The sequence below is a fragment of the Variovorax sp. J31P179 genome, from assembly GCF_030316985.1.
GTDB classification, from domain to species: domain Bacteria; phylum Pseudomonadota; class Gammaproteobacteria; order Burkholderiales; family Burkholderiaceae_C; genus Variovorax; species Variovorax ginsengisoli_B.
On sequence record NZ_JASZYL010000027.1, the window covers coordinates 12,133 to 37,614 of the forward strand.

Below are 25,482 nucleotides of genomic sequence, written 5' to 3' on the forward strand. Positions count from 1 at the left end.
CGAGAGCGATCAATTGCCGCGTTGAAAGACTTCGGCAAGATCGCACAGATCCCAGTTGCCGCCTGTCAACAACACACAGATCTTTTCCTTCGGCGTCACCTTGAGTCCTTTCGCCAGCAGCGCGCCAATGCCGATCGAGGCAGCCGGCTCTGCGATCAGCTTGGCGTCCTTGGCCAGCATGCGCATGCCCTCGATGATGTGTTCGTCCTCCACCAGCACGATCTCGTCGACGTACCTTTCGATGATGGGGTAGGGGTTCTGGCCCGGCACACTGATGCGCAAACCGTCGGCGATCGTGTTCTTCAGCGGCAGCGAGGTGCGTTTCTTGTTGATGCGGCTATGGAAGTACTTGGGGGTCAGCGCTGGCTCCGCGCCAACCACACGTACGGAGGGTTTGGTTTCCTTGATGGCGGTGGCAATGCCGGAGATGAGACCCCCGCCGCCCATGGGGATGATGACGGTGTCAACGTCGGCCAGGTCTTCCAGGATTTCGCAGCCAATGGTTCCCTGGCCCGCCATGACCATGGGGTCCTCGAATGCGTGCACGACGGCGTAGTGGTTTTCTGCCGCGATCTCGTAAACGCGTTTCCATCGCGCCGCGGTGTCGCCGTCAAACAGAATCACCTCCGCGCCGAGCGCCCGGGTGTTTTCGACCTTGATTTTCGGGGTGGTGACGGGCACCACCAGAAGCGCCTTGACACCCAGCATCCGCGCTGCGTAGGCCAGCCCCTGGGCATGGTTGCCTGAAGACGTGGCGATGATGCCGTTGGCAATGGTCTCGCGAGGCAGCGACAAGGCCTTGTTCAGCGCGCCCCGGATCTTGAAGGCCCCGGTGATCTGCAGCGTCTCGGGTTTGAGGTACACCTCGCACCCGAGGGTGGTCTCCATCTTCTCGGCGCGCAGCAAGGGCGTGTGACGGATGTGCGGCTTCAGCCGCTCCCGTGCTTGGTGGATGTCGCGAAGGGTGGGGTGTTCAAGCAGGGGAATCACGATTGAATGAAATCAAAGGCCATGCCGGTGTTGCTGGCGATGGCGTTGCGATAGATCAGGTTCGACGTCGTGTTGTCCTGAATGGCCATGCCCGTCGAGTCGAAGATCGTGATCTCGTCGTCGGACTCGCGCCCCGGCTTCTTGCCCAGCAGGATCTCGCCGATCTCGGCGTGGATGTCGTGCTTGCTGATGATGTGGTTGTGCAGCGGGTGCCAGGTTTCGCCTTTCTCGACGCATTGCGCGATCGAATCGTTGACGATCTTGGCGTTCCTGAAGATTTCCGGCTCCAGTTCCTGCTTGCCTTGCGTGTCCGTGCCGATGGCGACGATATGCGTGCCAGGTCGGACCCAGGCGGCTTCCACCAGCGAGCCTTTGCCGCGGGTGGTGGTGACGAGGATGTCCGCCTTTTCCACCGCGTCTTGTTTGGAGCGGGCCATCACCACCGGGATGCCGAAGTCGCGCTCGATGTCGGCCTTGTACTGGGCGAGCGTCTGGGGGTGGTGGCTCCAGGCATGGATGGCTTCGATCGTCATCACCTCCCGGATCGCGCGGATCTGCATCCGGGCCTGATTGCCAGTCCCGATCGAGGTGATGGTCTTCGCGTCCTTGCGGGCCAACGCCTTGACCGACACCGCTCCGGCGGCGCCGGTTCTCAGGCCGGTGATCAGGCTGCCATCCATCACGCAGATGAGCGCGCAGGTTCTGGCGTCGAACAGGAGGATGGTTCCCATGCCGCTGGGCACGCCGTGTTCGGTGGGGTTGTTCGGGAATCCCCCGGACGAGGCCTTCATCGAGATGATCTCGTTGGCCTCGCAGTATCCCAATTTGAAGTCGATTTCGCCCCGGGGTGGCGGGAGGTGGATGCATGTATACGGCGGTTGATTCACCTGGCCACTGTTGAAGGCCTTGTACGCCTCCTCCACCGTTCCGATGACTTCCTTCATGGAAATCAGGCTTCCTACATCCTCTTTGTTCAGCAACAGCGTCTTCATCGGGGCGATCTCTCCATGAATCAAGGGCTCGGGCCAACTGCTCTCGGTGGCGCCGCGCGCGGTCGGCCAGCAGGACCATCGGCGTGCCGGCAAACCTAGAAGTCAGCAACCTTGCCCCACGCCGAACCGCTGAACCGTGCCGGACTGAAAGGCGCGGGATCGAAGATCGGCTTGGCCCCGGACACCAGGTCGGCGATCAGGTGGCCTGCGCCGGGGCCGATGCCGAAGCCGTGGCCGGAGAAGCCCGCGGCCAGGATGAAGCCTGGCACCTGCGGCAGTTCTCCGATACCCGGCACGCCGTCGGGCGTGCTGTCGATGTAGCCCGCCCAGGTGTTGACGATGCGGGCTTCGCGCAGCACAGGCAACAGATCGACGGCACGGCGGTGGATTTCGCGGACACCCGCGGGGTCGGGCGTCGGGTCGAGGATGCGCGCCCGTTCCATCGGTGTGGGAGCGTCCAGCTTCCATCGAGCGCGGGTTTCGTGGCCCCATCGGATGCCTTCCAGGCCGCCGGGAAACACGTTGCGCCAGCGCTTGGCGAACATCGGCAAGAACTGCGGTGCGAAGCGCACCAGCTGTGCCGTGGGGTCGGCGCGCCCTCGGCCGCTGATCGCCAGGACGTAGTGGCCGTCAGGGCGCCGGGTGATGGCAACGCGTGGGCTGGTCAGCGCGGCCGGCAGTTGCTGCTCCACCGGCGCCAGGCGCACGATCGATTGGCGGATCGTGGCGACCGGAAACTGCACGCCGAGCTGGTTGCAGAACGAGGACGCCCACGCGCCGCCTGCGAGCACGGCGGTACGGGTCTTGATCGTCCCCGCTTCGGTCACCACGCCGCTGAGCCGGCCACCCTCCATCTCGATGCCACGCGCGGCGCAGTTCTGGTGGACGGTGCCGCCGAGTTTCATGAGCGCGGCGGCGACGGCCGGCGCCGCCTTGGCCGGATCGGCCGTGCCGTCGCTGGGTGAGAAGACGCCGCCTTTCCACGCGCGGCCGGTCGCCTGGCCACGCTCCGAGGCCTCGCGGCCGCTGAGCATGTGCGTGGTCACGCCAACCGTCGTCGCAAACTCGCGCCATTTGGCCCAGCCGGCAATCTGGGCCTCGTCGTTGCTGAGGTACAGCAAGCCGCAGCGCCTGAAGCCCGTGTCTTCGCCGCTGTCTGCGGCAAACTGATCCCACAACTCCAGGCTCCGGGTAGACATGGGCAGTTCGCGCGCGTCGCGGTTCTGCTGGCGGCACCAGCCCCAGTTGCGGCTCGATTGTTCGGCGCCGATGCGGCCCTTTTCGACCACGGCGACCGACAGCCCGCGCTGGGCCAGGTAGTAGGCGGTGAAGACACCGATGATCCCGCCGCCGATCACGACGACGTCGGCACGGGCTGGCAGGTTGGGCGAGGTCTCAACGAGACGCAGTGGCTGGGACATGGCTGGGGCTCGATCGTCGCCTCAGGCTGCAACGCTCTGGCACACGTAGAGCTTCGCCACGCGATCGCTGCTCTCCCAGCCGATCGGTGCGCCCTGCGGCACGAACAGCGCATCGCCGGTGACGGCAGACAGCACGCTGCCGTCAGGGGCAGCAAACCGCACGCCGCCGGCCAGCAGGAACATGAACTCGTTGAGGCGATGGGCCCGGACGATCCGGTGGTAAGGGGTCGACTCCCAGGTGCCCGCGAGGTACTGCGCGCCGTCGTCGGTGAACACGTTGTCGCTGCGGCATTGCGGCGTGGGACCCAGCAGCGTCTCGGCCGGTGGCGGATTGGACGGCTTGAAGTTGGCTTCGGCGCGCAGTGCAGTGACGCCGCGCTGGGTCGGCTTCTCGCAAGCGGCCGCGCAAAAGACGAACCGCGTGCGCGCTGCAGCCTGGATGTGAAGTGCGGTGCCGCATCCGATGACCGCGCCCGCTTGCGCGCCGAGCACCAGCGGCGCCTCTCCGGCCACCGTCAGGGTCAGCTCGCCCTCCACCACCACAAGGGTCTCGATGTGGGGAAAGCGCGCGACATCGAGGTCACCGGAGAAGCTGACGCGGCCAGCGCTCATCGCGCCTGGTCCTTCCCAGGCGATTTCGCGATCGCGAGCGAAGGGATCGGCCGGGCCGAAGGCGGCCTTGCGGAAAGAGGTCGATGGCGATGCGCCATCGGCGCGGTGCAGCAGCAGGGCCACGGTCATGGTCGTTGTTCCTTTGAGTTGCGGGTATTTGTCTGCGTTCGCGCCCTCATGCGGCAGTGGGCGCCGGGCCTTCCAGGTAGCCGAGGATGGCCTTGGTCTCGAGGTATTCCTCCAGGCCTTCGACGCCGTACTCGCGGCCATTGCCCGAGCGCTTGTAGCCGCCGAAGGGCGCATCGGGGCTCCAGGGCGGGTTGTTGAGGTGGACCTGCCCGGCGCGGATGCGCAAGGCCACCGCGCGCGCAGCCGCCAGGTCGCGGCCCTGCACGTGCGCGCCCAGGCCGTATTCGGTGCCGTTGGCGATGGCCACCGCCTCGTCCACGCTGTCGTAGGCGATGATCACCAGCACCGGGCCGAAGATCTCTTCCTGCGCGATCCGCATCTGCGGCTGCACGTCGGAGAAAAGTGTCGGGCGCACGTAGCAGCCACGCTCCAGCCCCTGCGGCCGACCGGGGCCGCCGCAGACGAGGCGGGCGCCTTCGGCCATGCCGACACCGATCATCTCCTGCACGCGATTGAACTGCGCGCGATTGGCCACTGGGCCGTGCGTGGTCTGCGGCGACCGCGGATCGCCCACGACAAATGCAGAGGCTGTCTCGCATGCGAGCCGCTCGACCTCCGCGAGGCGTTCGCGCGGCACGAGGATGCGGGTGGGCGCACTGCAGGACTGGCCGACGTTGCGCATACCGGCCGCCACCGCAGCCGGTATGGCGCGCGCGAAATCGGCATCGGGCAGGATGACGTTGGGCGACTTGCCGCCCAGTTCCTGCGCCACGCGCTTGACCGTCGGCGCGGCGGCCTGGGCCACCAGCACGCCAGCCCGGGTGGAGCCGGTGATGGAGATCATGTCGACGTCCGGGTGCGCAGCCAGAGCGGCGCCTACCTCTGGCCCTTGGCCGTTGACCAGGTTGAACACACCCGCCGGAGCGCCGGAGTCGTGCATCACTTCCGCGAACAACAACGCGCTTAGCGGCGACAGCTCGCTGGGCTTCAGGACGACGGTGCATCCCGCCGCCAAGGCGGGACCGACCTTGGCGGTGATCTGGTAGAGCGGCCAGTTCCAGGGGGTGATCAGGCCGCACACGCCGATCGCCTCGCGCACGATGGCCGTGTCACCCCGATGGGTGAGGAAGGGATAGCTGCCCGCAATGTCCCGGGCCACGCGGATGTGCTCCGCCGCAACAGGCACCTGAGTGCTACGCGCCATGCCGATTGCCGCGCCCATCTCCAGTGAGATGGCCTGGGCAAACAACTCCGCGCGCTCGAGGATCAGACTGTGCACGCGATCGAGGAGCAAGGCCCTGCTGTGCGGGGAGCTCACGGACCATGTCACGAAAGCGCGCTGCGCTGCAGCCACCGCGGCAGCAACGTCTCTTGAACTTCCCAGCGCGATCTCCGCGACGGGCTCGTCCGTCGATGGGTCGACGACGGCGCTGCGAGCCTGCGTTTCGGGCACGACCCACTCGCCGCCAACGTACATGCGGTCCAGGCGGCAAGCACTCCTGAGGTGTTCGATGATCGGGGAGTTCATGGCAAAAAGTTTAGGCTGCGTGCCCCTCGCACCGGTGCTGCAATGAGGGTCTTGCACGAAGGAGCCTGCGGTTGTGCGAGTCGCTACAAGCAGATCCTGCCGTCGGCCACGTGCAGCCGGGAATGGACGGAACGAAAGCGCCTCAGCGCGGATGCGGAAACAGCCGCTCGATCGGACTGTGCGTCTTGATGAACGGCGACTTGATGACGATGTAGCTGAAGTACTTCGCGATTCCGATGTTGCGTTCGAGCAGTTCCTCGATCACTTCCTGGTAGTGGTTCACACCCCGCGTCAGGAAGCGCAGCAAGTAGTCGTAGCCGCCGCTCACCAGGTGGCATTCGAGCACCTCGTCGACCTCGCGGATGGCGGCCTCAAAGCGCACGAAATCCTCACGGTGGTGGTCCTGCAGCGTGACCTCGGTGAATACGGTGAGCGTGTCGCCGAGCTTCTCCAGCCGCAGGTGGGCACCGTAGCCGGCGATATAGCCGGCCTGCTCGAGCCGCTTCACGCGGATCAGGCAGGGGCTGGGCGACAGGCCCACCTCATCCGCCAGGTCCACGTTGGTCATGCGCCCGTTCTTCTGGAGTTGCGCCAGGATGCGCAGGTCGAGTCGGTCGATTTTGAAGGCTTCTGACATGGCGGTGCCGAAAAACGAAGATAGCCCGATTCTGCGTCTGTCTCGTTGTGTTGGGGGGTCGGTACGCGGGTTTTCGCTCAGGCAGCCAATGCAGCGCGAACGTCCGGCGCTTCGAGCACCTCGTCGAGCGTCTTCTTCAGGCGCGAGAACATCTGCGCGAACTCGTCTTCGGTGAAGGTGAGCGCCGGCGCAAAGCCGAGAATGTGGTCGCCGAAGGAACGGAACACCAAGCCGTTTCGGTAGCCGGTGGCGAAGATGCGGTCGGCCAGGCCGAGTGCGGCATCGAAGCCGCGCTTGCTCGCCTTGTCGCTCACCAGCTCGAGCGCGCCGAGCAGTCCGCGATGGCGCGCATCGCCTACTAGCGGATGCGCACGCAGCCCATCGAGCCCGGCCGCGAAGTGGGCCGCGCCGCGCTGGCCGTTGGCGAGCACGCCGCCCTCCTCGTACAGGCGCAGCACCTCCAGCGCGACCGCGGCGCTGACCGGGTGTGCCGAATAGGTCGCGCCGTGTCCGATCGACGCGCCCGCCGGCGCACCGTCGGCGATGCCGGCATAGACCTGCTCCGACATCATCGTTGCGCCCATCGGCGCGTAGCCGGCGGTCAGGCCCTTGGCCATGGTCATCAGGTCGGGCTCCACGCCCTCCGCCTCGCACGCGAACATGGGGCCGGTGCGGCCGAAGCCGGTGATGACCTCGTCGACGACGAAGAGGATGCCGAGCTCGCGCGTGGCCTCGCGCATGGCCTTCAGCCAGCCTTTGGGCGGCACGATGACGCCGCCCGAGCCCTGAATCGGCTCGCAGAAGAAGGCCGCCACGTTGTCCGCGCCCAGCTCGGCCACCTTGGCGCGCAGCGCCGCGACCGAGGCTGCGATCAGCGCCTGCGGGTCGGCGCCGTCCGCATGGCGGTAGGCGTAGGGCGAGGGGATGTAGTGCTGCGTGGGCAGCGGCAGGTCGAAGCCGCGATGGAAGGCCGGCAATGCGGTCAGGCCGGCGCCGGTAGAGGAGGAGCCGTGGTAGCCGCGCTCCAGCGCGAGGAACTGCTTCTTCGACGGCTTGCCGGTCGCGTTGTGGTACTGCACGATGAATCGCACCGCGGCGTCGATCGCCTCGGAGCCGCCGAGCGTCAGGTACACGCGGGTCAGCGAAGCCGGCGTGATCTGCACCAGCTTCTCGGCCAGGCGAATGGCAGGCTCGCTGCTGAAATGGAAGTAGCCGGTCGCATACGGAAGGCGGCGCATCTGCTCGGCCGCGGCCTGCACCACGCTCTCCTGCCCGTAGCCCACGTTGACGCACCAAAGGCCGGCGAAGGCGTCGAGCAGTTCGTGGCCACTGGCATCGGTGAGCCACGCGCCGCGGCCCGAGGCGAGCACGGTGGGCCCGCGCTGCTCGTGTACGCGCCAGGGTGAGACGGGATGGATGAGATGGGCGCGGTCGATAACATCGAGCGCGGCCAGGTTGGGGAGTGCGGCGGAGTGCGTCATGGAGGGGCGGTGGTCGGGTTTAAGGATGTCCGGAAGCTTAGGCCGCGCGCCTCTCGCGCTGGTGCTAGATTGGGGGCGTTGCGCAGAGCAGGCTGCGGTTGTGCGAGTCGCCACAGCAGATACTGCCGTCGCGTCCATGCCGGGGGGCTCTACGACGGGCGCACTCGACCGGCGGCAGCCGCGCCCGACACAAAGGCCAGTAAAAGCCCGAAGGTGGCACGGTGCGACTTGCCAGTAGTTGCCTTGAAGACGCCTTCCACAAAGTCCAATCAGAGCATGCGGCGTCACGTTAGAGCTCGAGGCACCGTCTGCCATCCGACGTTCGGGGGAGGCGACAGAAGAAGATGCCGGCAGCGCGCCGACAACGAAATCCTGTGCCGCAGCACGGACCCACTTTGGTTCAGCGGCGCAGAAAGCGGCCCCTATGCTCATAGCAACGGCATTGCCGTCATCACTGGAGCTCTTCACCATGTCCCTGCAAGATTTCAAGGTGCTCACCTTCGACGTCGTCGGCACGCTGATCGATTTCGAGGGCGGCATGCTCGCCTACCTGCGCTCCGCGGTGCCCGAGTCCCGGGTGACGGACGAGGATTTCCTCGCCGCCTACCGCCACGCGCGCGCCGACGGCACCGCCGGCTGGTACCCCGACGATCTCGCGCGCTGCTGGCATGCCATCGCACCGAAGCTGGGCCTGCCCGACACCGACGCACTCGCGCAGGGCCTGCGCGATTCGGTGGCGCAGTGGCCGGCGTTTCCCGATTCGGTGGACGCACTGAAGCGCCTGGCCAGGCGCTTCAAGCTGGTGACCATGACCAATGCGCAGCAATGGGCGCTGGCCCATTTCGACAGGACGCTGGGCTCTCCCTTCGACATGCTGCTCGCCTGCGACGACGCGCTGTGCGAGAAGCCCGATGCGCGCTACTTCGCCTACGCCCGCGGCCGCATCGAGGGCGCCTGGGGCTACAAGCAGGCGGACAACCTGCACGTCGCGCAAAGCCAGTACCACGACATCGGCATTTCCAAGCAGTTGGGCATCACCACCTGCTGGATCGAGCGCCGCCATGGACAGAAGGGTTCCGGCGGCACGCTCGAATCCGAACACACCCAGCCCGACTACCACTTCCACACGCTGGCCGAGCTGGCCGACGCCGTCGAGGCGGGGCGTTGACGCTGCACGCGATCGCCGCGCCGGTCGCCGACCTGTTGCCCGAACTGGTCGCGCTGCGTCGCGACCTGCACGCACATCCCGAGCTCGCGTTCGAGGAAAGGCGCACGGCGGGGCTCGTGGCGCAGGCGCTGCGGCTGCTCGGCCTCGAGGTCCATGAAGGCCTGGGCGGCACCGGCGTGGTCGGCACGCTCAGCTCCGGCAGCGGGACGCGCAGCGTCGGCCTGCGTGCCGACATGGATGCGCTGCCGATGGTCGAACTGGGGCGCGCCGCCCATGCCAGCCGCACGCAGGGCGTGCACCATGGCTGCGGCCACGACGGCCACACCAGCATGCTGATCGGCGCCGCGCGCCAGCTGGCGCGCACGCGGCGCTTCGACGGCACGGTGCACTTCATCTTCCAGCCGGCCGAAGAAGGCAAGGGCGGCGCGCGAGCGATGATCGAGGACGGTCTGTTCGAGCGCTTCCCCTGCGACAGCGTCTATGCGCTGCACAACTGGCCCGACCTGCCCATCGGCCATGTACAGACGCGGGCCGGCCCGATCATGGCCGCGGCCGACCGCTTCGACATCGTGCTGCGCGGTCGCGGCGGCCATGCGGCGCAGCCGCATCACACGCCGGACGCGATCCTCGCTGCCAGTCAGCTCGTTGCGCAGCTGCACACCATCGTTTCGCGCCGCATCGACCCGGGCGAATCGGCGGTGCTGTCGGTCACGCGCATCGAAGGCGGCCACAGCCACAACGTGCTGCCGGCGGAAGTGTCGATCACCGGCACCGTGCGCAGCTTCGATGCCGGATCGCAGGACCGCATCGAGGCGGCGCTGCGCGCTACCGTGGACGGCGTGGCACTGGCCAGCGGCACGCAGGCGGAGGTGCGCTATGTGCGGTACTACCCGGCCACCGTCAACACGGCCACCGAGGCTGCGCTCGCGCTGGCCGCGGCCAAATCCATCGGCCTGCAGGCCGACATGGCGCCGCGCGCCGCCTTCACCTCGGAGGACTTCGCCTTCATGTTGGAACACCGGCCCGGCGCCTACCTCTGGCTGGGCCAGGGCCGCGCCGATCCGGGGCCGGATGGCGAACGCGCGCTGCATCACCCTTGCTATGACTTCAACGACGATGCGCTGCCGCTGGGCGTGCGCTGGTTCTGCGAAGTGGCCGAGCGCGAGCTGGCGCCCGTTGCCGACCCGGCATCCGCGCCTGCTCTGTCCGTCGTGATGGCAAGGTCCACATGTTGACGTTCGGATTGCGGCTGACCAGGCGAAAGTCCTCGATCGCGGCCTGCTCCACCACTCGGGTCGGCGGGCTGACGACCGCGTTGTTCAGGTTGAGCAGGGGTTCCTGCGCCGGATAGCGCTCGCGCACCTGCTCCCAGCACTGCTCGCTCGTTGTCCCGTTGAGGTTCCTGCATCTTCTCAGTACCCCCGCGCGCGATCGACGAGGCCGATCATCGGTTCCTTGGCCTCGAAACGGCGCAGGTTGTCCAGCACGACTTCGGCCGCGCTCAAGGGCTGCGTCATGCTCGCGATGTGCGGCGTGAGCTGGACGTTCGGGTGACGCCAGAACGCATGCGCCGGCGGCAGCGGCTCAGGCTCGGTCACGTCGAGCACGGCATCGCCGATCTGGCCGCTGGCCAATGCAGCCAGCAGATCGGTATCGATCAACTGAGGCCCGCGGCCGACATGCACGAGGCCCGCGCCTTCCGGCAGCATCGAGAACAGCCGTGCATCGAGAAAACCGCGCGTCGAATCGGTGAGCGGCAGCAGGCACACGAGGATCTCGGTACGCGCGAGGAAGGACGGCAGCTCGTCGGCACCCGCATGGCATTGCACGCCGTTGACTGCATGCCGAGAACGGCTCCACCCTGCGCAATCAAAGCCCAGGCCGACAAGCTGCGCCAGCACCGCCTGGCCCAGCGAGCCGAGCCCGAGCACGCCGACGCGCCGCTCGGCGGCGGACCGCACCGGCAGCGGGCTCCACTGGGCCTCCTGCTGCTGACGCCGGTAGCGCGGCATGTCGCGATGCAGGCCGAGCACCGCGTGCGTCACGTACTCGACCATGCCGCGCACGATGCCGGGCTCCACCATGCGCACCACCGGCAGTGCGGGGGGCAATGTCGCAAAGTCGAACTGGTCAACGCCTGCGCCGGAGGAGAACAGCACCTCGAGGTTCGGGAAGCGCTCGGCCAGGTCCTGCGGCGGTTCCCAGGCCGCAAGAAAGCGCACCTGCGCCGCATCGCCGATGTCGGGCCAGATGCGGAAGTCGATCTCGGGCGCACGGCGCCGGAACACCTCGGCCCACTGGCGGCCGCGCACCGGATCTGATTTGTAGAGGAAGGTGGTCGTGCCCATTGCCATCAACCGATAGCTTGGGTCACGATTGCGAACATCTTCGGCCCGCCCGGCGGCTCGGCAAGCGGCGCACCGCGCACCATCGTCGTCGGGGCGTCCACGCACGGCAGGCCGATGCTTTCGAGCCATTCAGTCAGCCCGCTTGCGAAGTCGATGTCGATACGCGTGAAGTTGCCGGCGTTGAGTCCGGCGAGATGCGCGATCAGCGCCTTGGCGCCTTCGGCGTCGGGCGCGACGACCGGACCGATCGCGTGCCCGCGTCCGAAGCGCCGCAGCATCGCGAAGCCCAGCGGCTCGTTGTCGTGATCGAGCACCACGCAGGCATCCGCGCCGGAGAGCAGGTCAGCGATCAGCGCATCGCGCGGCATGCCGCGCGCCGCCGCGTCGAGCGCCTGCAGACCTGCAGCCTCATGGAGTCCGGCAGGCCGCAGCCGCCAGCCGGGCTTGAGCGCGATCATCGGTGCCGACTCCGCGATGCCTTGGTGCTGCCGCAGTTCGCCGGTGCGCACGAAGCCCAGCCGCTCGTACAGTCCGCGGCCTTCCCGGGTGGCGTGCAGCAGCACGGTGTGTTCGTCGAGGCCCTCGAGCAGCGCGCTCATCAACCGTTGCCCGATGCGTCGTCCCTGGCAGGCCGGCGCCACGATCACGAGGCCGATGGTGGCGTGGTGCGCGCCCCAGCGCCAGCGCTGCGCGGTGGCAACGATGGCGCCGTCGCGCTCGACGACGAAGCCTTCGGCGTGCGCGAACGCCTGCGCCCAGTCCGTCAGACGGTGCGGCCAGCGCAGCTGCGCCGACAGCGCGTGCGCAACTGGCAAGTCGCCGGTCGTCATCGGTCTCAGCACCATTTCGTCTGTGGTGGGTGCATCCAGGGTGCGATCAGGCATCGGAGAGGCTCTTTCTGCAAAGGAGAAACGCCTTCATCTTGGACGACTTTGACGGCCTGCACCAGACCGAATTCGCACTCTCAAGCAACTCGCAAGCTTCGCCTGCAAAGCGTGCGTGTTTTGCAATTCGCTGCGGCAGCGGGCCCGCTTACGCATACAAATGCTGAGCCCCCTGGCGTCGATCGGCATCCAAAGCCTCGACCCGAACTTGAAGATGCCTGATTCTGATCGCAACAAGATCTCCGTTCAGAAGCGACATTTCATCGGGGTGTGCTGGTCGATGGCGAGGGTCACCGACATTGGCCCGGCGTTGGCGGCAGGCAACGACTTCTCGAATTGATCGCCGAGTCTCACGCATTGCCCGCGCGGAGCAGATTGCGCTTCGCCGCGCAGCCAATCGGCATTTGCCACCGTTTTCGGCATCTGCTTCGGCACCCACGCGAGAACGCCCAAACTTAGCATCAGGGTCGTGTTCCACCCTCCTGAGAGTCCACTTTTCATGTCAAAGAATCTGCTCATCGACTTCAACTTCGATCAACTCGGCGAACCGCGTGAGTACCGGCCGCCCGCTGAACGCGTCATAGAAGGCGACATCGTGTGCCGCAACTGGGATGTCGACAGCGCCAAGGACGACAAGGTGCGCGCTGGCGTGTGGGAGTCGACGCCCGGCGTCAACCGCTCCATCAAGGGCGAGACCTGGGAGTTCTGCCTGATCCTGTCCGGCGTGGTCGAGCTCACCGAGGACGGACAGCGCCCGGTCACATACAAGGCCGGGGACTGCTTCATCATGAAGCCCGGCTACACCGGCACCTGGCGCACCCTCGAGACCGTGCGCAAAGTGTGGATCATGGCCTGAGCATGACCCAGCCTGCCGCTTCAAAAACGTGCGCATCGCCTTCGCAGCGACGCACCGAGGTGCGTCGCTGCACGCGCAAGGGGCAGACCGCACGGGATGCCGCGGCACCCCCTCCAAACCGCAGTTTTCGTGTGCCAGACGCCCAATTTCCCTACGGCCTCAGCGCTTGTGCGTGCTGCAATCACGTCGTCATCAGTTCGCCTCATTTACATCTGTCATTTAAGGAATAGAGACCATGACCTTCCGTCCCAAGTACATCACCTTCGACTGCTATGGCACCCTCACGCGCTTTCGCATGGGCGACTTGGCGCGCGACATGTTCGCCGACCGCATCCCGGCCGAACGCATGGAGCAGTTCGTCGCCGACTTCAGCGCCTACCGCTTCGACGAGGTGCTGGGCGACTGGCAGCCCTACGACGTGGTGCTGAAGAACGCGGTGCGCCGCCTGTGCAAGAAGTGGAAGATCCAGTACCTCGACCATGAGGCGCAGAAGTACTATGACGCGGTGCCGACCTGGGGCCCGCATGACGACGTCCCTGCCGGCCTTGCAAAGGTCGCCAGGGAGATCCCGCTGGTGATCATGTCGAACGCCTCGGACAGCCAGATCCAGAAGAACGTCGCCATGCTCGGCGCGCCCTTCCATCGCGTTTACACCGCGCAGCAGGCCCAGGCGTACAAGCCGCGCCTGCAGGCCTTCGAATACATGCTCGATTCGCTGGGCTGCAACCCCGAGGACGTGCTGCACGTGTCCTCCAGCCTGCGCTACGACTTGATGTCAGCGGACGACCTGGGCATCGTCAACAAGGTCTTCGTCAATCGCGGCCACGGCCCGGGCAACCCGGCCTACCGCTACGTCGAGATCAAGGACATTGGCGGCCTCCCCGGCGTGGTCGGTCTCTGATCCGTTGCAAGCACCGCACGCCATGAAGCTTGAATCCTATTGGACCGATTCGGCGCCCGCCTTCGTCTCGCGCTCGTGCGAGCTGCCGGCGCAGGTGGATGTCGCCATCGTGGGCGGCGGCTTCACCGGCCTCTCGGCGGCGCTGGCGCTGACGAGGCGCGGCGCCAAGGTGGCGGTGCTGGAGGCCGGCGAGCGCGTAGCGGCCGAAGCCTCGGGGCGCAACGGCGGGCATGTCAACAACGGGCTCGCCCAGGACTACGCTGAAGTGGCCGCCAAGGTCGGCGTCGAGCGCGCCCGAGGCTGGTACCACGCCTACGACGAAGCCGTGGACACGGTTGAGCGGATCGTGCGCGAGGAGGCTATCGCCTGCGACTTCCTGCGCCACGGAAAGCTCAAGCTCGCCACGCGGCCGAGCCAGATGGACGCACTGGAGCGCAGCGCCGAGCGCCTGATCGGTGACGGCGTTGACACCGATGTCCAGGTGCTCGACGCGGCCAGTGTGCGCGCCGAAGTTCAGAGCGATCAGTTCCACGGCGGCCTGCTTTACAAGCGCAGCGGGCAGATGCACATGGGCCGCTTCGCCCAAGGGTTGGCAGCGGCGGCCGAGCGCAGCGGTGCGCAAATCCACACCGGCACGAACGTGCAGCGCATCGAACGCCTGGGCCAGGGCCACGCGCACAAGCTGCACACCGGCCGCGGCACCGTCGCCGCACAGCAGGTGCTGCTGGCCACCGGGGCGACGCGCCACGGCGGCTACGGCAGCTTCGGCTGGCTGCGCCGGCGTATCGTGCCGATCGGAAGCTTCATCGTGGTCACCGAGCCACTGGGCGCCGAGCGCGCGCAGGCCCTGCTGGCCGCACGGCGTACCTACACCACGGTGGCCAACATCCACCACTACTTCCGGCTCACCCCGGACCACCGGCTGGTGTTCGGCGGGCGTGCGCGCTTCGCGATCTCCAGCCCGCAGTCGGATGCCGCCAGCGGCGAGATCCTGCGCGCCGGGCTGGCCCAGATCTTCCCGCAGCTCGGCGCCGTGCGGCTGGACTACTGCTGGGGCGGCCTGGTCGACATGACGCAGGACCGCCTGCCCCACGCCGGCGAGCGCGAGGGCCTCTACTACGCGATGGGCTACAGCGGCCATGGCACACAGATGTCGGTCCACATGGGCCAGCGGATGGCGGCCGTGATGGGCGGCGATGCACTTGCCAACCCCTGGCAAGGCCGCGACTGGCCTGCCATCCCTGGCCACTTCGGCCCGCCGTGGTTCCTGCCGGCGATCGGCCTTTACTACACGCTCAAGGACAGGCTGGCCTGAGCCCCTAGCTACCACCTTTCTTCATCGATCCACCAAGAGGAGCAACCCCATGAACAGCACCAGCAACACGAGCTTCGAGAAGCTCGTCGGTCCCGCCGAGAGCCTTCGCGTGATGGAGTCGCTCAAGCGCGGCGCCAGGCGGCGCGACATCCTCGCGATGCTGATGGCGGGCGGCATGCAGGCCGCGCTGGCCGGTGGCATCGCAGGCGCGGCGATGAGCGCCCATGCGCAGACGCCGAAGAAGGGCGGCCGCATCCGCGTCGCAGGCGCCACTGCCGCCGCCACCGACACGCTCGACCCGGCCAAGCAGTCGAATCAGACCGACTACTCGCGCTGCAACATGATCTACAACGGGTTGACATCGCTGGACGGCAGCCTGACGCCGCAGCCCGCGCTCGCCGAATCGTTCACCACCAAGGATGCCAAGACCTGGGTTTTCACGCTCCGCAAGGGCGTCACCTTCCACGACGGCAAGGCGCTGTCGCCGGCCGACGTCGTGTTCTCGGTGATGCGCCACAGGGACCCGGCCACCGCTTCCAAGGCCAAGGTGCTCGCCGACCAGATCGACAGCGCCAAGGCCACCGGCCCCAACGAAGTGACCTTCGTGCTCAGCGCGCCGAACGCCGACCTGCCGGTCATCCTCGGCACCTCCCACTTCCAAATCGTCAAGGAAGGCACCACCGACTTCAACGCCGGCATCGGCACCGGCCCCTACAAGCTCAAGGAGTTCAAGCCCGGCGTGCGCTCGCTGATGGTGCGCAACGACGCCTACTGGAAGCCCGGCAAGCCCTACCTCGACGAGATCGAATTCGTCGGCATTGGCGACGAAACCGCACGCGTCAACGCGCTGCTGTCAGGCGGAATGGACCTGGTGGGGTCGGTCAATCCGCGCTCGGTCGAGCGCGTGAAGGGTACGCCCGGCTTTGGGATCTTCGTTACCCAGTCCGGTCAGTACTCAGACCTCGTGATGCGCAAGGACGTGGGTCCCGGCGCCAACCCGGATTTCGTGCTTGGGATGAAGTACCTCTTCGACCGCGAGCAAATGAAGAAAACCATCGCGCTCGACTACGCCGTGGTCGGCAACGACCAGCCGATCGATCCGACCAACCGCTTTTATTTTGCCGGCCTGCCGCAGCGGCCCTTCGACCTTGACAAGGCGAAGTTCCACCTGCAGAAGTCCGGCGTCACGGGCAAAGTGCCGATGGTGGCATCGCCCGCAGCGCTGTACTCGGTGGAGATGGCCCTGTTGCTGCAGCAGACGGCCCAGCGCGCCGGGCTGGAAATCGACATCAAGCGCATGCCGGCCGACGGCTACTGGTCGAACCACTGGCTCAACAGCCAAGTCGGCTTCGGCAATGTGAACCCGCGCCCGAGCGCCGACGTGCTGCTGACGCAGTTCTTCCAGTCGGGAGCGGCGTGGAACGAGTCGCGCTGGAAGAGCGAGAAGTTCGATCAGTTGCTGCTGGCGTCGCGCGCCGAGACGGACCTGGCCAAGCGCAAGCAGATGTACGCCGACATGCAGACCATGATTCACCAGGATGCCGGCATCGGCATCCCGCTGTTTCTCGCCAGCATCGACGGCCACACTTCCAAGCTCAAGGGTCTGGCGCCGATCCCGCTGGGCGGCCTCATGGGCTACAACTTTGCCGAGAACGTCTGGCTCGAGGCCTGATCTGCACGCGCCGGAGGATTCCCCATGAACCACGTGATTCTGAAGCTCCTCGGCCAGCGCATCGCGTTGGCGTTGCTTTCGCTGCTCGCAGTGTCGGTCATCGTCTTCTCGATCACGGCGGTACTGCCGGGCGATGCGGCGCAGGAGCAACTAGGCCAGGACGCCACGCCGGAGGCAGTTGCGGCGCTGCGAGCCCAGATGGGTCTGGACGTGCCGGCGCCCCAGCGCTACGCGAAGTGGCTGCTCGCCATGGTGAAGGGCGATCCCGGCCTCTCGGCCACCACGCAGATGCCGGTGGCCGAACTGGTCGCAAGCCGCCTGCCCAACTCTCTGTTGCTGGCTGCGGTGACCGCGCTGTTCTCCGTGCCGATCGCACTGGCACTCGGCATCGCCTCGGCGGTCTGGCGCGGCTCCTGGTTCGACCGGGCGGCCTCGACGACGGCCGTTGGCGTGGTGTCGGTACCGGAATTCCTGGTCGCGACGCTGGCGGTGCTGGTGTTCGCCGTCAAGCTGCGGTGGCTGCCGGCGCTGTCCTTCGTGAACGACATCGAGTCGATCGGTCAGATGCTGCGCGCCTTTGCCATGCCGGTGATGGTGCTGTGCTGCGTGATCGTCGCACAGATGATGCGCATGACCCGCGCGGCGGTGATCGACCAGCTCGAGGCGCCTTACATCGAGATGGTGCGGCTCAAAGGCGCCTCGCCGATGCGCATGGTGCTGGCGCATGCGCTGCCCAATGCGGTGGGACCGATCGCCAACGCCGTGGCGCTGAGCCTGTCGTACCTGCTGGGCGGCGTGATCATCGTCGAGACCATCTTCAACTACCCCGGGATCGCCAAGCTGATGGTCGACGGAGTCTCCCAGCGCGACATGCCGCTGGTGCAGACCTGCGCCATGATCTTCTGCTGCGCCTACCTGATCCTGGTGACGACGGCCGACATCTGCGGCATCGTCGCCAACCCGCGGCTGCGGCACCGTTGAGGAACGCACCATGGAAACGACCACCTCTGCAACAGTCGTGAGCGCCACGGCTTCCCTGGCGGCAGCGTTGCCAGATCGCCGGAGCGGCCCTCTGCGCTGGCTCGCCGGCTTCGGGCCATCCGGGCTCCTGGGCCTCGCGGTGCTGCTGTTCTGGCTGCTCGCGGCGCTGCTCGGCCCCTGGCTACTCTCGCACGGCACGGCTGCCACGGGCACCTCGAACGTCTTCGCGCCGATCAGCGCGGCGCACTGGCTGGGGACCGACTACCTCGGCCGCGACATGCTGGCGCTCATCATCGAGGGGGCGCGCTACACGATCGGCGTCGCGCTCCTGGCCACCGTGCTGGCCAGCGGTACCGGCATCACGCTGGCGCTGCTGGCCGCGGCCAGCGGCCGCTGGATCGATGCGGTGCTGAGTCGCGGCCTGGACACGCTGACCGCGATCCCGAGCAAGATGTTCGCGCTCATCATGGTGGCGGGCTTCGGCTCCTCGGTGCCGATGCTGGTGGTCACGGCGGGCATCATCTACGTGCCGGGCGCCTACCGCATGGCGCGCTCGCTGGCCGTCAACATCAATGCGCTCGACTACGTGACCGTGGCGCGCACCCGCGGCGAAGGCACGCTGTACATCATGCTGCGCGAGATCCTGCCCAACATCCTGGGGCCGATGCTGGCCGACCTCGGCCTGCGCTTCGTCTACGTCGTGCTGCTGCTGGCCAGCCTGAGCTTCCTCGGCCTGGGCATTCAGCCGCCTGCAGCCGACTGGGGCTCGCTGGTGCGCGAGAACATTGGCGCCCTGGCCATGGGCGGGGCCTCGGTGATCGTGCCGGCGCTGGCCATCGCGAGCCTGACCATCGCGGTCAACCTCGTCATCGACAACCTGCCGGGCCGCACCGCCCGGGAACGAGGAGCACGCTGATGGGCGCACCACTCATTGTCCAGGGCCTCAGCATCTCGGCCGGCGCGAACACGCTGGTCGACAACCTGAGCTTCTCCGTGCAGCCCGGCGAGGTGCTGGCGCTGATCGGCGAGTCGGGTTCCGGCAAGACCACCACCGCGCTGGCACTGATGGGCTATGCGCGCCACGGCTGCCGCATCTCGGCGGGCCGCGTGCAGATCGGCGACACCGACGTGCTGGTGCTCGATGCGCCTCGGCAGCGCGCGCTGCGCGGCCGCACGGTTTCCTACATCGCGCAGAGCGCGGCCGCCTCCTTCAATCCCTCGCGCACGATCATGGACCAAGTGATCGAGCCGACCGTCATCCACGGCCTGTGCAAGCGGGCCGAGGCCGAGGCGAGGGCCGTGCAGCTGTTTCGCGAGCTGGCACTGCCCGATCCGGAGACCATCGGCGATCGCTATCCGCACCAGGTCTCCGGCGGCCAGTTGCAGAGGCTGATGGCCGCCATGGCACTGATCGGCGACCCCGAGCTCGTGATCCTCGACGAGCCGACCACCGCGCTCGACGTGACGACGCAGATCGAGGTGCTGCGCGCCTTCCGCCGCGTGGTGCGCGATCGCCGCGCCACCGCGGTGTATGTGAGCCACGACCTGGCCGTGGTGGCGCAGATGGCGGACCATATCCTGGTGCTGCGCGACGGAAAGATGCGCGAGCTGAACGCGACCGGGCAGATTCTCTCGGCACCGGAGGACGATTACACGAAGTGCCTGCTGGCCGCGGCGCGGCCGGTGCCGCGCGCGTCGGCCAAGGCAGCCAACGACGATCCCGAGTTGTTGCTCCATGTGCAGCAGCTCTCGGCTGGCTACGGTCCCGTGGATGCGCAGGGACGTCCAGCGACGCCGATCCTGCAGGACATCGACCTCAAGCTCCACCGCGGCCAGGCGATCGGCGTGATCGGCGAGTCCGGCTCCGGCAAGACCACGCTGGCGCGGGCCGTGGCCGGCCTGATCAAGCCCAGCCACGGCAGCGTGCTGTTCCGCGGCCACGAACTCAAGCCGACGCTGCAGCAGCGCGACCGGGACGAGTTGCGCCGCATCCAGATCGTGTTCCAGATGGCCGACACGGCGCTGAACCCGTCGCAGACCATCGAGCGCATCCTGGCGCGGCCGCTCCAGTTCTACAAGGGCCTGCGCGGCGAGCCGCTCAAGCGCCGCATCCGCGAATTGCTGGATCTCGTGAAGTTGCCGCAGACGGTCGCCGGGCGCCTGCCGGGCGGCCTCTCGGGCGGGCAGAAGCAGCGCGTGAACCTCGCGCGCGCGCTCGCGGCCGACCCCGACCTGATCCTCTGCGACGAGGTGACCTCCGCGCTCGACACCGTGGTCGCCGCGGCGGTGCTCGAACTGCTGGCCGAGCTGCGGCGCGAGCTCGGCGTGTCCTACTTGTTCATCAGCCACGACCTGCACACGGTGCGCGCGGTGTGCGACGAGATCGTCGTGATGCAGCATGGCCGCAAGCTGGCGCAGGTGGCACGCCGCGACTACGAGCGCGGGCCGCACCACCCCTACTACGAACTGCTGGCCCGATCGGTTCCCGAACTGCGCCAGGGCTGGCTCGACGACATGGACCGCACGGCGGCGGCAGCAACATGAGGAAAACCGAAATGACCCCCACCTTCCGCATCGCGCTGATCGCCGGCGACGGCATCGGCAAGGAAGTGATGCCCGAGGGCCTGCGCGTGGTGCAAGCCGCAGCGGCGCGCTTTGGCTTCGAGCTCGACTGCCGCGTCATCGACTGGGCCAGCTGCGATTACCACGCCGAGCACGGCCAGATGATGCCGGACGACTGGAAGGCGGAGCTGAAGGGCGTCGACGCGCTGTACTTCGGCGCCGTCGGCTGGCCCGCCACCGTGCCCGACCACGTGTCGCTGTGGGGCTCGCTGCTCAAGTTCCGCCGCGAGTTCGACCAGTACATCAACCTGCGCCCGGTGCGCCTGTTCGAAGGCGTGCCGTGCCCGCTGGCCGGCCGCCAGCCCGGTGACATCGACTACCTCGTGGTGCGCGAGAACACCGAGGGCGAATACACCTCGCTCGGCGGCGTGATGTACGAAGGCACCGAGCGCGAGATCGTGATCCAGGAATCGGTCTTCTCGCGCCACGGCACCGACCGCGTGCTGAAGTACGCCTACGAACTCGCGCAGGCGCGGAAGAGAAAGCACCTGACGGTGGCCACAAAGAGCAACGGCATCGCGATCAGCATGCCTTGGTGGGACGGGCGCGCCGACGCGATCGGCCAGGACTACCCCGACGTGAAGGTCGACAAGCAGCACATCGACATCCTGTCGGCGCGTTTCGTGCTGCAGCCGACGCGCTTCGACGTGGTGGTGGCGAGCAACCTGTTCGGCGACATCCTGTCCGACCTGGGGCCCGCGACCACCGGCACCATCGGACTGGCGCCGTCGGCCAACCTCAACCCCGAGCGCAAGTTCCCGTCGCTGTTCGAGCCTGTGCACGGCTCGGCACCGGACATCTACGGCCAGAACATTGCCAATCCCATCGCCATGATTTGGTCGGGCGCGCTGATGCTGGACTTTCTCACCCAAGGCCAGGGCGCGGGCCGCGCCGCGCACGACGCGATCCTCGGCGCCATCGAGGCGGTGTTGCGCGAGGGCCCACACACGCGCGACCTCGGCGGCACGGCATCCACCACCGAGCTCGGCATGGCCATCGCCGAGCGCGTGGCCGCAAACTGACAACCCCTGAATGACAAACACCATGACACTGACCCTCGAACGCCAGGACCTGATGCCCGGACGCCAGTTGATCGGCGCCGAATGGCGTGACGCGAGCGATGCGCGCCGCCTTGATGTGAGCGACCCTGCCACCGACGCCGTCTTCGCGAGCGTGCCCGACGGTAGCGCGGCCGATGCGCACGCGGCCGTCGACGCCGCGCATGCCGCCTTCCCGGCGTGGCGCGCCGTGCCGGCCAAGCAGCGCGCCCAGATCATCAAACGCTGGAACGACCTGGTGATGGCGCACCAGGAGGATCTGGGCCGGCTGATCTCGCGCGAACAGGGCAAGCCGTTGGCCGAGGGCCGCGGCGAGGTGGCCTATGCCGCCAGCTACATCGAGTGGTTCGCCGAGGAGGCGACGCGCGCCAACGGCGACATCATTCCCGCTCCGGTGCCGGGCCGGCGCATGTTCGCGCTGAAGGAGCCGGTCGGCGTGGTCGCCGCCATCACGCCGTGGAACTTCCCGGCTGCCATGATTGCGCGAAAGATCGCGCCGGCCCTCGCCGCCGGCTGCACCGTGGTGTTCAAGCCGGCCGAGGACACGCCGCTCACTTCGCTTGCGCTCGTCAAGCTCGCTCAGGAGGCCGGCGTGCCCCCGGGCGTCATCAACATCGTCACCGCCTCGCGCGAGCGCACGCCCGAAGTGGTGGATGTGTGGCTGGACGACCCGCGCGTGCGCAAGATCACCTTCACCGGCTCCACGCCGGTAGGCCGGCACCTGGCGCGCCGGTCGGCTGACACACTGAAGAAGCTCTCGCTCGAGCTCGGCGGCAATGCGCCTTTCATCGTCTTCGAGGACGCCGACATCGATGCGGCCGTCGAAGGCCTGATGGCGGCCAAGTTCCGCAACGGCGGGCAGACCTGCGTCTCCCCCAACCGCGTGTTCGTGCACGAACGTCTGCATGACGCCTTCGCCGACAAGCTGGCCGGGCGCGTCGGCGCGCTCCAGGTAGGCCCGGCTAGCGACACAGCCTCGCAGATCGGTCCGATGATCAATGCCCGCGCGGTCGAGAAGATCGAGCGCCACGTACAGGACGCGGTCGCCAAGGGCGCCAAAGTGCTCGCCGGCGGAAGGCGTCTTGTCGATCTGGGCCCGAACTATTACGCGCCCACGGTGCTGGTGAACGCCGACTCCAGCATGGCGTGCAGCTGCGAGGAGACCTTCGGGCCGGTGGTGCCGATCACGCGCTTCGACAGCGAGGCCGAGGTGATCGCGGCGGCCAACGACACGCCCTTTGGCCTGGCGGCGTACTTCTACTCGCAGGACGTGCGCCGCATCTGGCGCGTGGCCGGGGCGCTGGAGACAGGCATCGTCGGTATCAACGAAGGCGCGCTCGCGGCGGAGGCTGCCCCCTTCGGCGGCGTCAAGGCCTCTGGCTACGGTCGCGAGGGCTCGGTGCACGGTCTCGATGACTATCTGCACATCAAGTACCTGTGCCAGGGGCAGCTGTAGGAGCGCTCGGTCACGGCCTGGAGTGCTGGTGCGCCTCCACGAAGTGGCCGTGCCTGGCGGACTCATCGCTCGTCGCGGCCCAGCCGCGCTGAAGCGCCCCCGCGCGTGTACGAGCAGTCAACCATGAACAGCCCTTTGTCCAAGCACCGAGTCGTCATCGTGGGCGGCGGCGCCGGCGGGCTGGAACTGGCCACGCGCCTCGGCGATATGCGGGTCTTGCGCGGCGTGGCGGACATCACGCTCGTCGACATGCACCGCACCCATGTGTGGAAGCCCAAGCTGCACGAGATCGCGTCGGGCAGCATGGACATGGGCGCACACGAGGTCGACTACCTCGCGCAGGCGCACTGGCACCGCTTCCGATTTCAGCTCGGTGAGCTCACCGGCATCGACCGCGAAAGGCGCGAGGTGCATGTCGCGGCTTACCTGGACGACGAGGGCCGCCTGGTCACGCCTGCGCGCGCCTTCGGCTACGACACGCTGGTGGTCGCCATCGGCAGCCTCAGCAACGACTTCGGCACACCCGGCGTGCGCGAGCATGCGCTGCGGCTCGAGTCGAAGGCGGATGCGCAGCGCTTTCACCAGCGCATGGTCAACGCCTGCATCCGCGCGCATGCGCAGACCACGCCGCTCAGACCCGAGCAGCTGCACGTGGCGATCATCGGCGCGGGCGCCACCGGCGTGGAGCTGGCCGCCGAGCTGCATCGCACCACGCGCGAGGTCGTGGCCTACGGGCTCGATCGCGTGGACGCCGAGAAGGATATCCAGGTCAGCGTGATCGAGGCCGCCGATCGCGTCCTGCCCGCGCTGCCGCCGCGCATGTCGGCGGCCACCGAGGCGCTGCTGCGCAAGCTGGGCGTGGACGTACACACCTCGGCCAAGGTGGCCGAGGTGCTGCCCGAGGGCGTGCGCCTGGCCGATGGCCGCACGCTGCCGGCCGAGCTGGTGGTGTGGGCCGCGGGCGTGAAGGCGGCGGATTTCATGAAGGACATTGCGGGACTCGAAACCAACCGCAGCAACCAGCTCGCAGTGCTGCCGACCCTGCAGACCACGCGGGACGCCGACATCTTCGCCATCGGCGACTGCGCGGCCTGCGATTGGCCCGAGGCCAACGGCGGCAAGGGCGGTTTGGTGCCGCCGCGCGCGCAGGCAGCGCACCAGCAGGCCTCGCACGTCGCGGCGCAGATCCGCCGGCGCCTGGCGGGCAAGGCGCTCAAGCCCTACCGCTACCGCGACTTCGGCTCGCTGGTCTCGCTCGGCGAGTACAGCACGGTCGGCAACATGATGGGCGGCCTGATCGGCGGCAGTCTGATGATCGAAGGCGCCTTCGCGCGGCTGATGTACATGTCGCTCTACAAGATGCACGAGCTCGCACTGCACGGCGTGGTCAAGGTCTCGCTCGACACGCTCGCCCGGCTCATCACGCGGCGCACCGAACCGCACGTGAAGCTCCATTGAGGCGTTGCGATCATGCTGCGCGCCATGTCCCGCCCAAGGCGGATCGAGCTCGAGCCGCCGCGCCATTGGCCCCGCACGGCCTCGAGATCCTCAAGCGCCTGCGTGCCCGCGGGTCGCGCTTTCCGGTGCTTGTGCTCACCGAGGCAGATAGCGCGGAGGAGGGCGTCAAGAGCCTGGACAATGGCGCCGACGACTGCATATGCCGAGCCCATCAACTTGGAGCTCAAGGCGCGCGTACGCGCTCTCGCGGCGCGGCATGGGCGTCTCGGGCAACGCAATCAGGCATGCCCCGCTGGTCTACGACAAGGCTAGCCGCTAGACCACGCTGGACGGCAGGCAGGAGAGTGGAGCTGTCGGCCCGGGAGCTTAGCCTGCTCGAGGTGCTGCTGCATCGCGCTGGACGGCCGGGCAGCAAGGACCAGTTGGTGGAGCGACTTTGCGAGTGGGGCGAGTGCGCGAGTGGGCGATGGCAGGGCTGGGGTGTTGCGTCCGGTTGGAGCGGACGTTCCTGCCGCCGCATCGTCGCCATGTTGGGCACCCGTTTCGGGCGACCCCACGGGTGCGACATGCAGCCGGCCGAAGCCATGCTGGGCGGCTATGCGCAGATGCCCGCTGACGGCCTTCTTGCGATTGCCCAATGCCTCGGACAGCGCCTCCATTGCATCGGGCACGATCGCCCCGTGCGATGCGACCAGATCGCCTTCATCGGGGAGGACCATCCTTCGGCTGGGACGGTCGATCAGCCGGATGCCGATTCGTGCTTCCAGCGCTGGGTGTCCCTTCACCGCGCCAATGTTCGCCAAGCGCTAAACCATGTGCGGCGGCTTGGAAGGCATCCGCCGAAGGTGTCGGAGTGCTCTATGGAGATGCTGATCAATGAACGACGTCGTCGGATCTGAAGACATCACGACGCGATGGGTCGCGATTTCGGTCAACGTCGCGCCGTGAGGTCTGCCCGCCGGGCGTTTTGCGC

23 protein-coding genes and 1 pseudogene are annotated in these 25,482 nt (G+C 67.5%); 14 read left to right on the forward strand and 10 right to left on the reverse strand.

Features of this window, described 5'->3' with window-relative positions; all coding sequences use genetic code 11:
- Nucleotides 1–9: 9 nt before the first annotated feature.
- From QTI17_RS33950 to QTI17_RS33980, 7 genes are all read right to left on the reverse strand, one after another.
- A complete protein-coding gene (locus tag QTI17_RS33950; protein ID WP_286538523.1) occupies nt 10–990 on the reverse strand; it encodes a threonine ammonia-lyase in 981 nt (326 codons plus the stop codon).
- Nucleotides 987–1,982: an ornithine cyclodeaminase family protein gene (locus QTI17_RS33955; protein ID WP_286538524.1), complete on the reverse strand. Its 996-nt coding sequence runs from the start codon at nt 1,980–1,982 to the stop codon at nt 987–989. The genes QTI17_RS33950 and QTI17_RS33955 overlap by 4 nt, the downstream gene beginning before the upstream one ends.
- A gap of 95 nt (nt 1,983–2,077) precedes the next feature.
- Nucleotides 2,078–3,403, reverse strand: coding sequence for an NAD(P)/FAD-dependent oxidoreductase (locus QTI17_RS33960; RefSeq protein WP_286538525.1), 1,326 nt, complete (start codon nt 3,401–3,403; stop codon nt 2,078–2,080).
- A gap of 21 nt (nt 3,404–3,424) precedes the next feature.
- Nucleotides 3,425–4,144: a cupin domain-containing protein gene (locus QTI17_RS33965; protein ID WP_286538526.1), complete on the reverse strand. Its 720-nt coding sequence runs from the start codon at nt 4,142–4,144 to the stop codon at nt 3,425–3,427.
- Nucleotides 4,145–4,190: 46 nt separating this feature from the next.
- Nucleotides 4,191–5,672 (reverse strand): aldehyde dehydrogenase family protein, encoded by a 1,482-nt coding sequence (locus QTI17_RS33970; RefSeq protein WP_286538527.1) that lies wholly within the window; start codon nt 5,670–5,672, stop codon nt 4,191–4,193.
- A gap of 142 nt (nt 5,673–5,814) precedes the next feature.
- On the reverse strand, nt 5,815–6,309 hold the full coding sequence (locus QTI17_RS33975) for an Lrp/AsnC family transcriptional regulator (RefSeq protein WP_286538528.1): 495 nt from the start codon (nt 6,307–6,309) through the stop codon (nt 5,815–5,817).
- A 77-nt stretch (nt 6,310–6,386) separates the two neighbouring features.
- Nucleotides 6,387–7,790, reverse strand: a complete 1,404-nt coding sequence (locus tag QTI17_RS33980; protein ID WP_286538529.1) for an aspartate aminotransferase family protein — start codon at nt 7,788–7,790, stop codon at nt 6,387–6,389.
- 469 nt (nt 7,791–8,259) lie between these two features.
- On the opposite strand from QTI17_RS33980, the gene QTI17_RS33985 reads away from it, so the two are divergent.
- Together QTI17_RS33985 and QTI17_RS33990 are read left to right on the forward strand one after the other, a co-directional pair.
- Nucleotides 8,260–8,958 carry an HAD-IA family hydrolase gene (locus tag QTI17_RS33985; protein ID WP_286538531.1) on the forward strand — a complete coding sequence of 233 codons (699 nt, stop codon included), beginning with the start codon at nt 8,260–8,262 and terminating at the stop codon, nt 8,956–8,958.
- On the forward strand, nt 8,955–10,193 hold the full coding sequence (locus QTI17_RS33990) for a M20 aminoacylase family protein (RefSeq protein ID WP_286538532.1): 1,239 nt from the start codon (nt 8,955–8,957) through the stop codon (nt 10,191–10,193). Before QTI17_RS33985 ends, QTI17_RS33990 begins: the two co-directional genes overlap by 4 nt.
- Nucleotides 10,194–10,370: 177 nt before the next feature.
- Here the strand turns inward: QTI17_RS33990 and QTI17_RS33995 are convergent, their stop codons facing one another.
- The 3 genes from QTI17_RS33995 to QTI17_RS34005 all read right to left on the reverse strand — a co-directional run bounded on the left by QTI17_RS33995 (nt 10,371) and on the right by QTI17_RS34005 (nt 12,691).
- Complete coding sequence (locus QTI17_RS33995) at nt 10,371–11,306, reverse strand: 2-hydroxyacid dehydrogenase (protein WP_286538535.1); 936 nt, start codon at nt 11,304–11,306, stop codon at nt 10,371–10,373.
- A gap of 5 nt (nt 11,307–11,311) precedes the next feature.
- Entirely contained in the window at nt 11,312–12,190 is an 879-nt protein-coding gene (locus QTI17_RS34000) for a GNAT family N-acetyltransferase (protein ID WP_286538537.1), read from the reverse strand.
- A gap of 246 nt (nt 12,191–12,436) precedes the next feature.
- Nucleotides 12,437–12,691 carry a hypothetical protein gene (locus QTI17_RS34005; RefSeq protein ID WP_286538539.1) on the reverse strand — a complete coding sequence of 85 codons (255 nt, stop codon included), beginning with the start codon at nt 12,689–12,691 and terminating at the stop codon, nt 12,437–12,439.
- Here QTI17_RS34005 and QTI17_RS34010 point away from each other — a divergent pair.
- The 12 genes and pseudogenes from QTI17_RS34010 to QTI17_RS34065 all read left to right on the forward strand — a co-directional run bounded on the left by QTI17_RS34010 (nt 12,690) and on the right by QTI17_RS34065 (nt 25,408).
- Nucleotides 12,690–13,046, forward strand: a complete 357-nt coding sequence (locus tag QTI17_RS34010) for a cupin domain-containing protein (RefSeq protein ID WP_286529403.1) — start codon at nt 12,690–12,692, stop codon at nt 13,044–13,046. The genes QTI17_RS34005 and QTI17_RS34010 overlap by 2 nt on opposite strands.
- Before the next feature lie 235 nt (nt 13,047–13,281).
- Nucleotides 13,282–13,947 carry a haloacid dehalogenase type II gene (locus tag QTI17_RS34015; RefSeq protein WP_286538540.1) on the forward strand — a complete coding sequence of 222 codons (666 nt, stop codon included), beginning with the start codon at nt 13,282–13,284 and terminating at the stop codon, nt 13,945–13,947.
- A gap of 22 nt (nt 13,948–13,969) precedes the next feature.
- Nucleotides 13,970–15,262 (forward strand): NAD(P)/FAD-dependent oxidoreductase, encoded by a 1,293-nt coding sequence (locus tag QTI17_RS34020; protein WP_286538541.1) that lies wholly within the window; start codon nt 13,970–13,972, stop codon nt 15,260–15,262.
- A 49-nt stretch (nt 15,263–15,311) separates the two neighbouring features.
- Nucleotides 15,312–16,934, forward strand: a complete 1,623-nt coding sequence (locus QTI17_RS34025; protein ID WP_286538542.1) for an ABC transporter substrate-binding protein — start codon at nt 15,312–15,314, stop codon at nt 16,932–16,934.
- Between the two features lie 24 nt (nt 16,935–16,958).
- Nucleotides 16,959–17,915, forward strand: coding sequence for an ABC transporter permease (locus QTI17_RS34030; protein WP_286538544.1), 957 nt, complete (start codon nt 16,959–16,961; stop codon nt 17,913–17,915).
- Nucleotides 17,916–17,925: 10 nt separating this feature from the next.
- Nucleotides 17,926–18,831: an ABC transporter permease gene (locus QTI17_RS34035; RefSeq protein ID WP_286538546.1), complete on the forward strand. Its 906-nt coding sequence runs from the start codon at nt 17,926–17,928 to the stop codon at nt 18,829–18,831.
- Entirely contained in the window at nt 18,831–20,459 is a 1,629-nt protein-coding gene (locus QTI17_RS34040; protein WP_286538547.1) for an ABC transporter ATP-binding protein, read from the forward strand. Before QTI17_RS34035 ends, QTI17_RS34040 begins: the two co-directional genes overlap by 1 nt.
- A gap of 11 nt (nt 20,460–20,470) precedes the next feature.
- Nucleotides 20,471–21,559 (forward strand): tartrate dehydrogenase, encoded by a 1,089-nt coding sequence (locus QTI17_RS34045; RefSeq protein WP_286538549.1) that lies wholly within the window; start codon nt 20,471–20,473, stop codon nt 21,557–21,559.
- A gap of 22 nt (nt 21,560–21,581) precedes the next feature.
- Entirely contained in the window at nt 21,582–23,051 is a 1,470-nt protein-coding gene (locus QTI17_RS34050; protein ID WP_286538550.1) for an NAD-dependent succinate-semialdehyde dehydrogenase, read from the forward strand.
- 123 nt (nt 23,052–23,174) lie between these two features.
- A complete protein-coding gene (locus QTI17_RS34055; protein ID WP_286538551.1) occupies nt 23,175–24,509 on the forward strand; it encodes an NAD(P)/FAD-dependent oxidoreductase in 1,335 nt (444 codons plus the stop codon).
- Nucleotides 24,510–24,583: 74 nt separating this feature from the next.
- Nucleotides 24,584–24,961: pseudogene (locus QTI17_RS34060) on the forward strand (response regulator transcription factor); the annotation flags it as partial.
- Nucleotides 24,962–25,075: 114 nt separating this feature from the next.
- On the forward strand, nt 25,076–25,408 hold the full coding sequence (locus QTI17_RS34065) for a hypothetical protein (protein ID WP_286538555.1): 333 nt from the start codon (nt 25,076–25,078) through the stop codon (nt 25,406–25,408).
- The last annotated feature ends 74 nt before the right edge of the window (nt 25,409–25,482 follow it).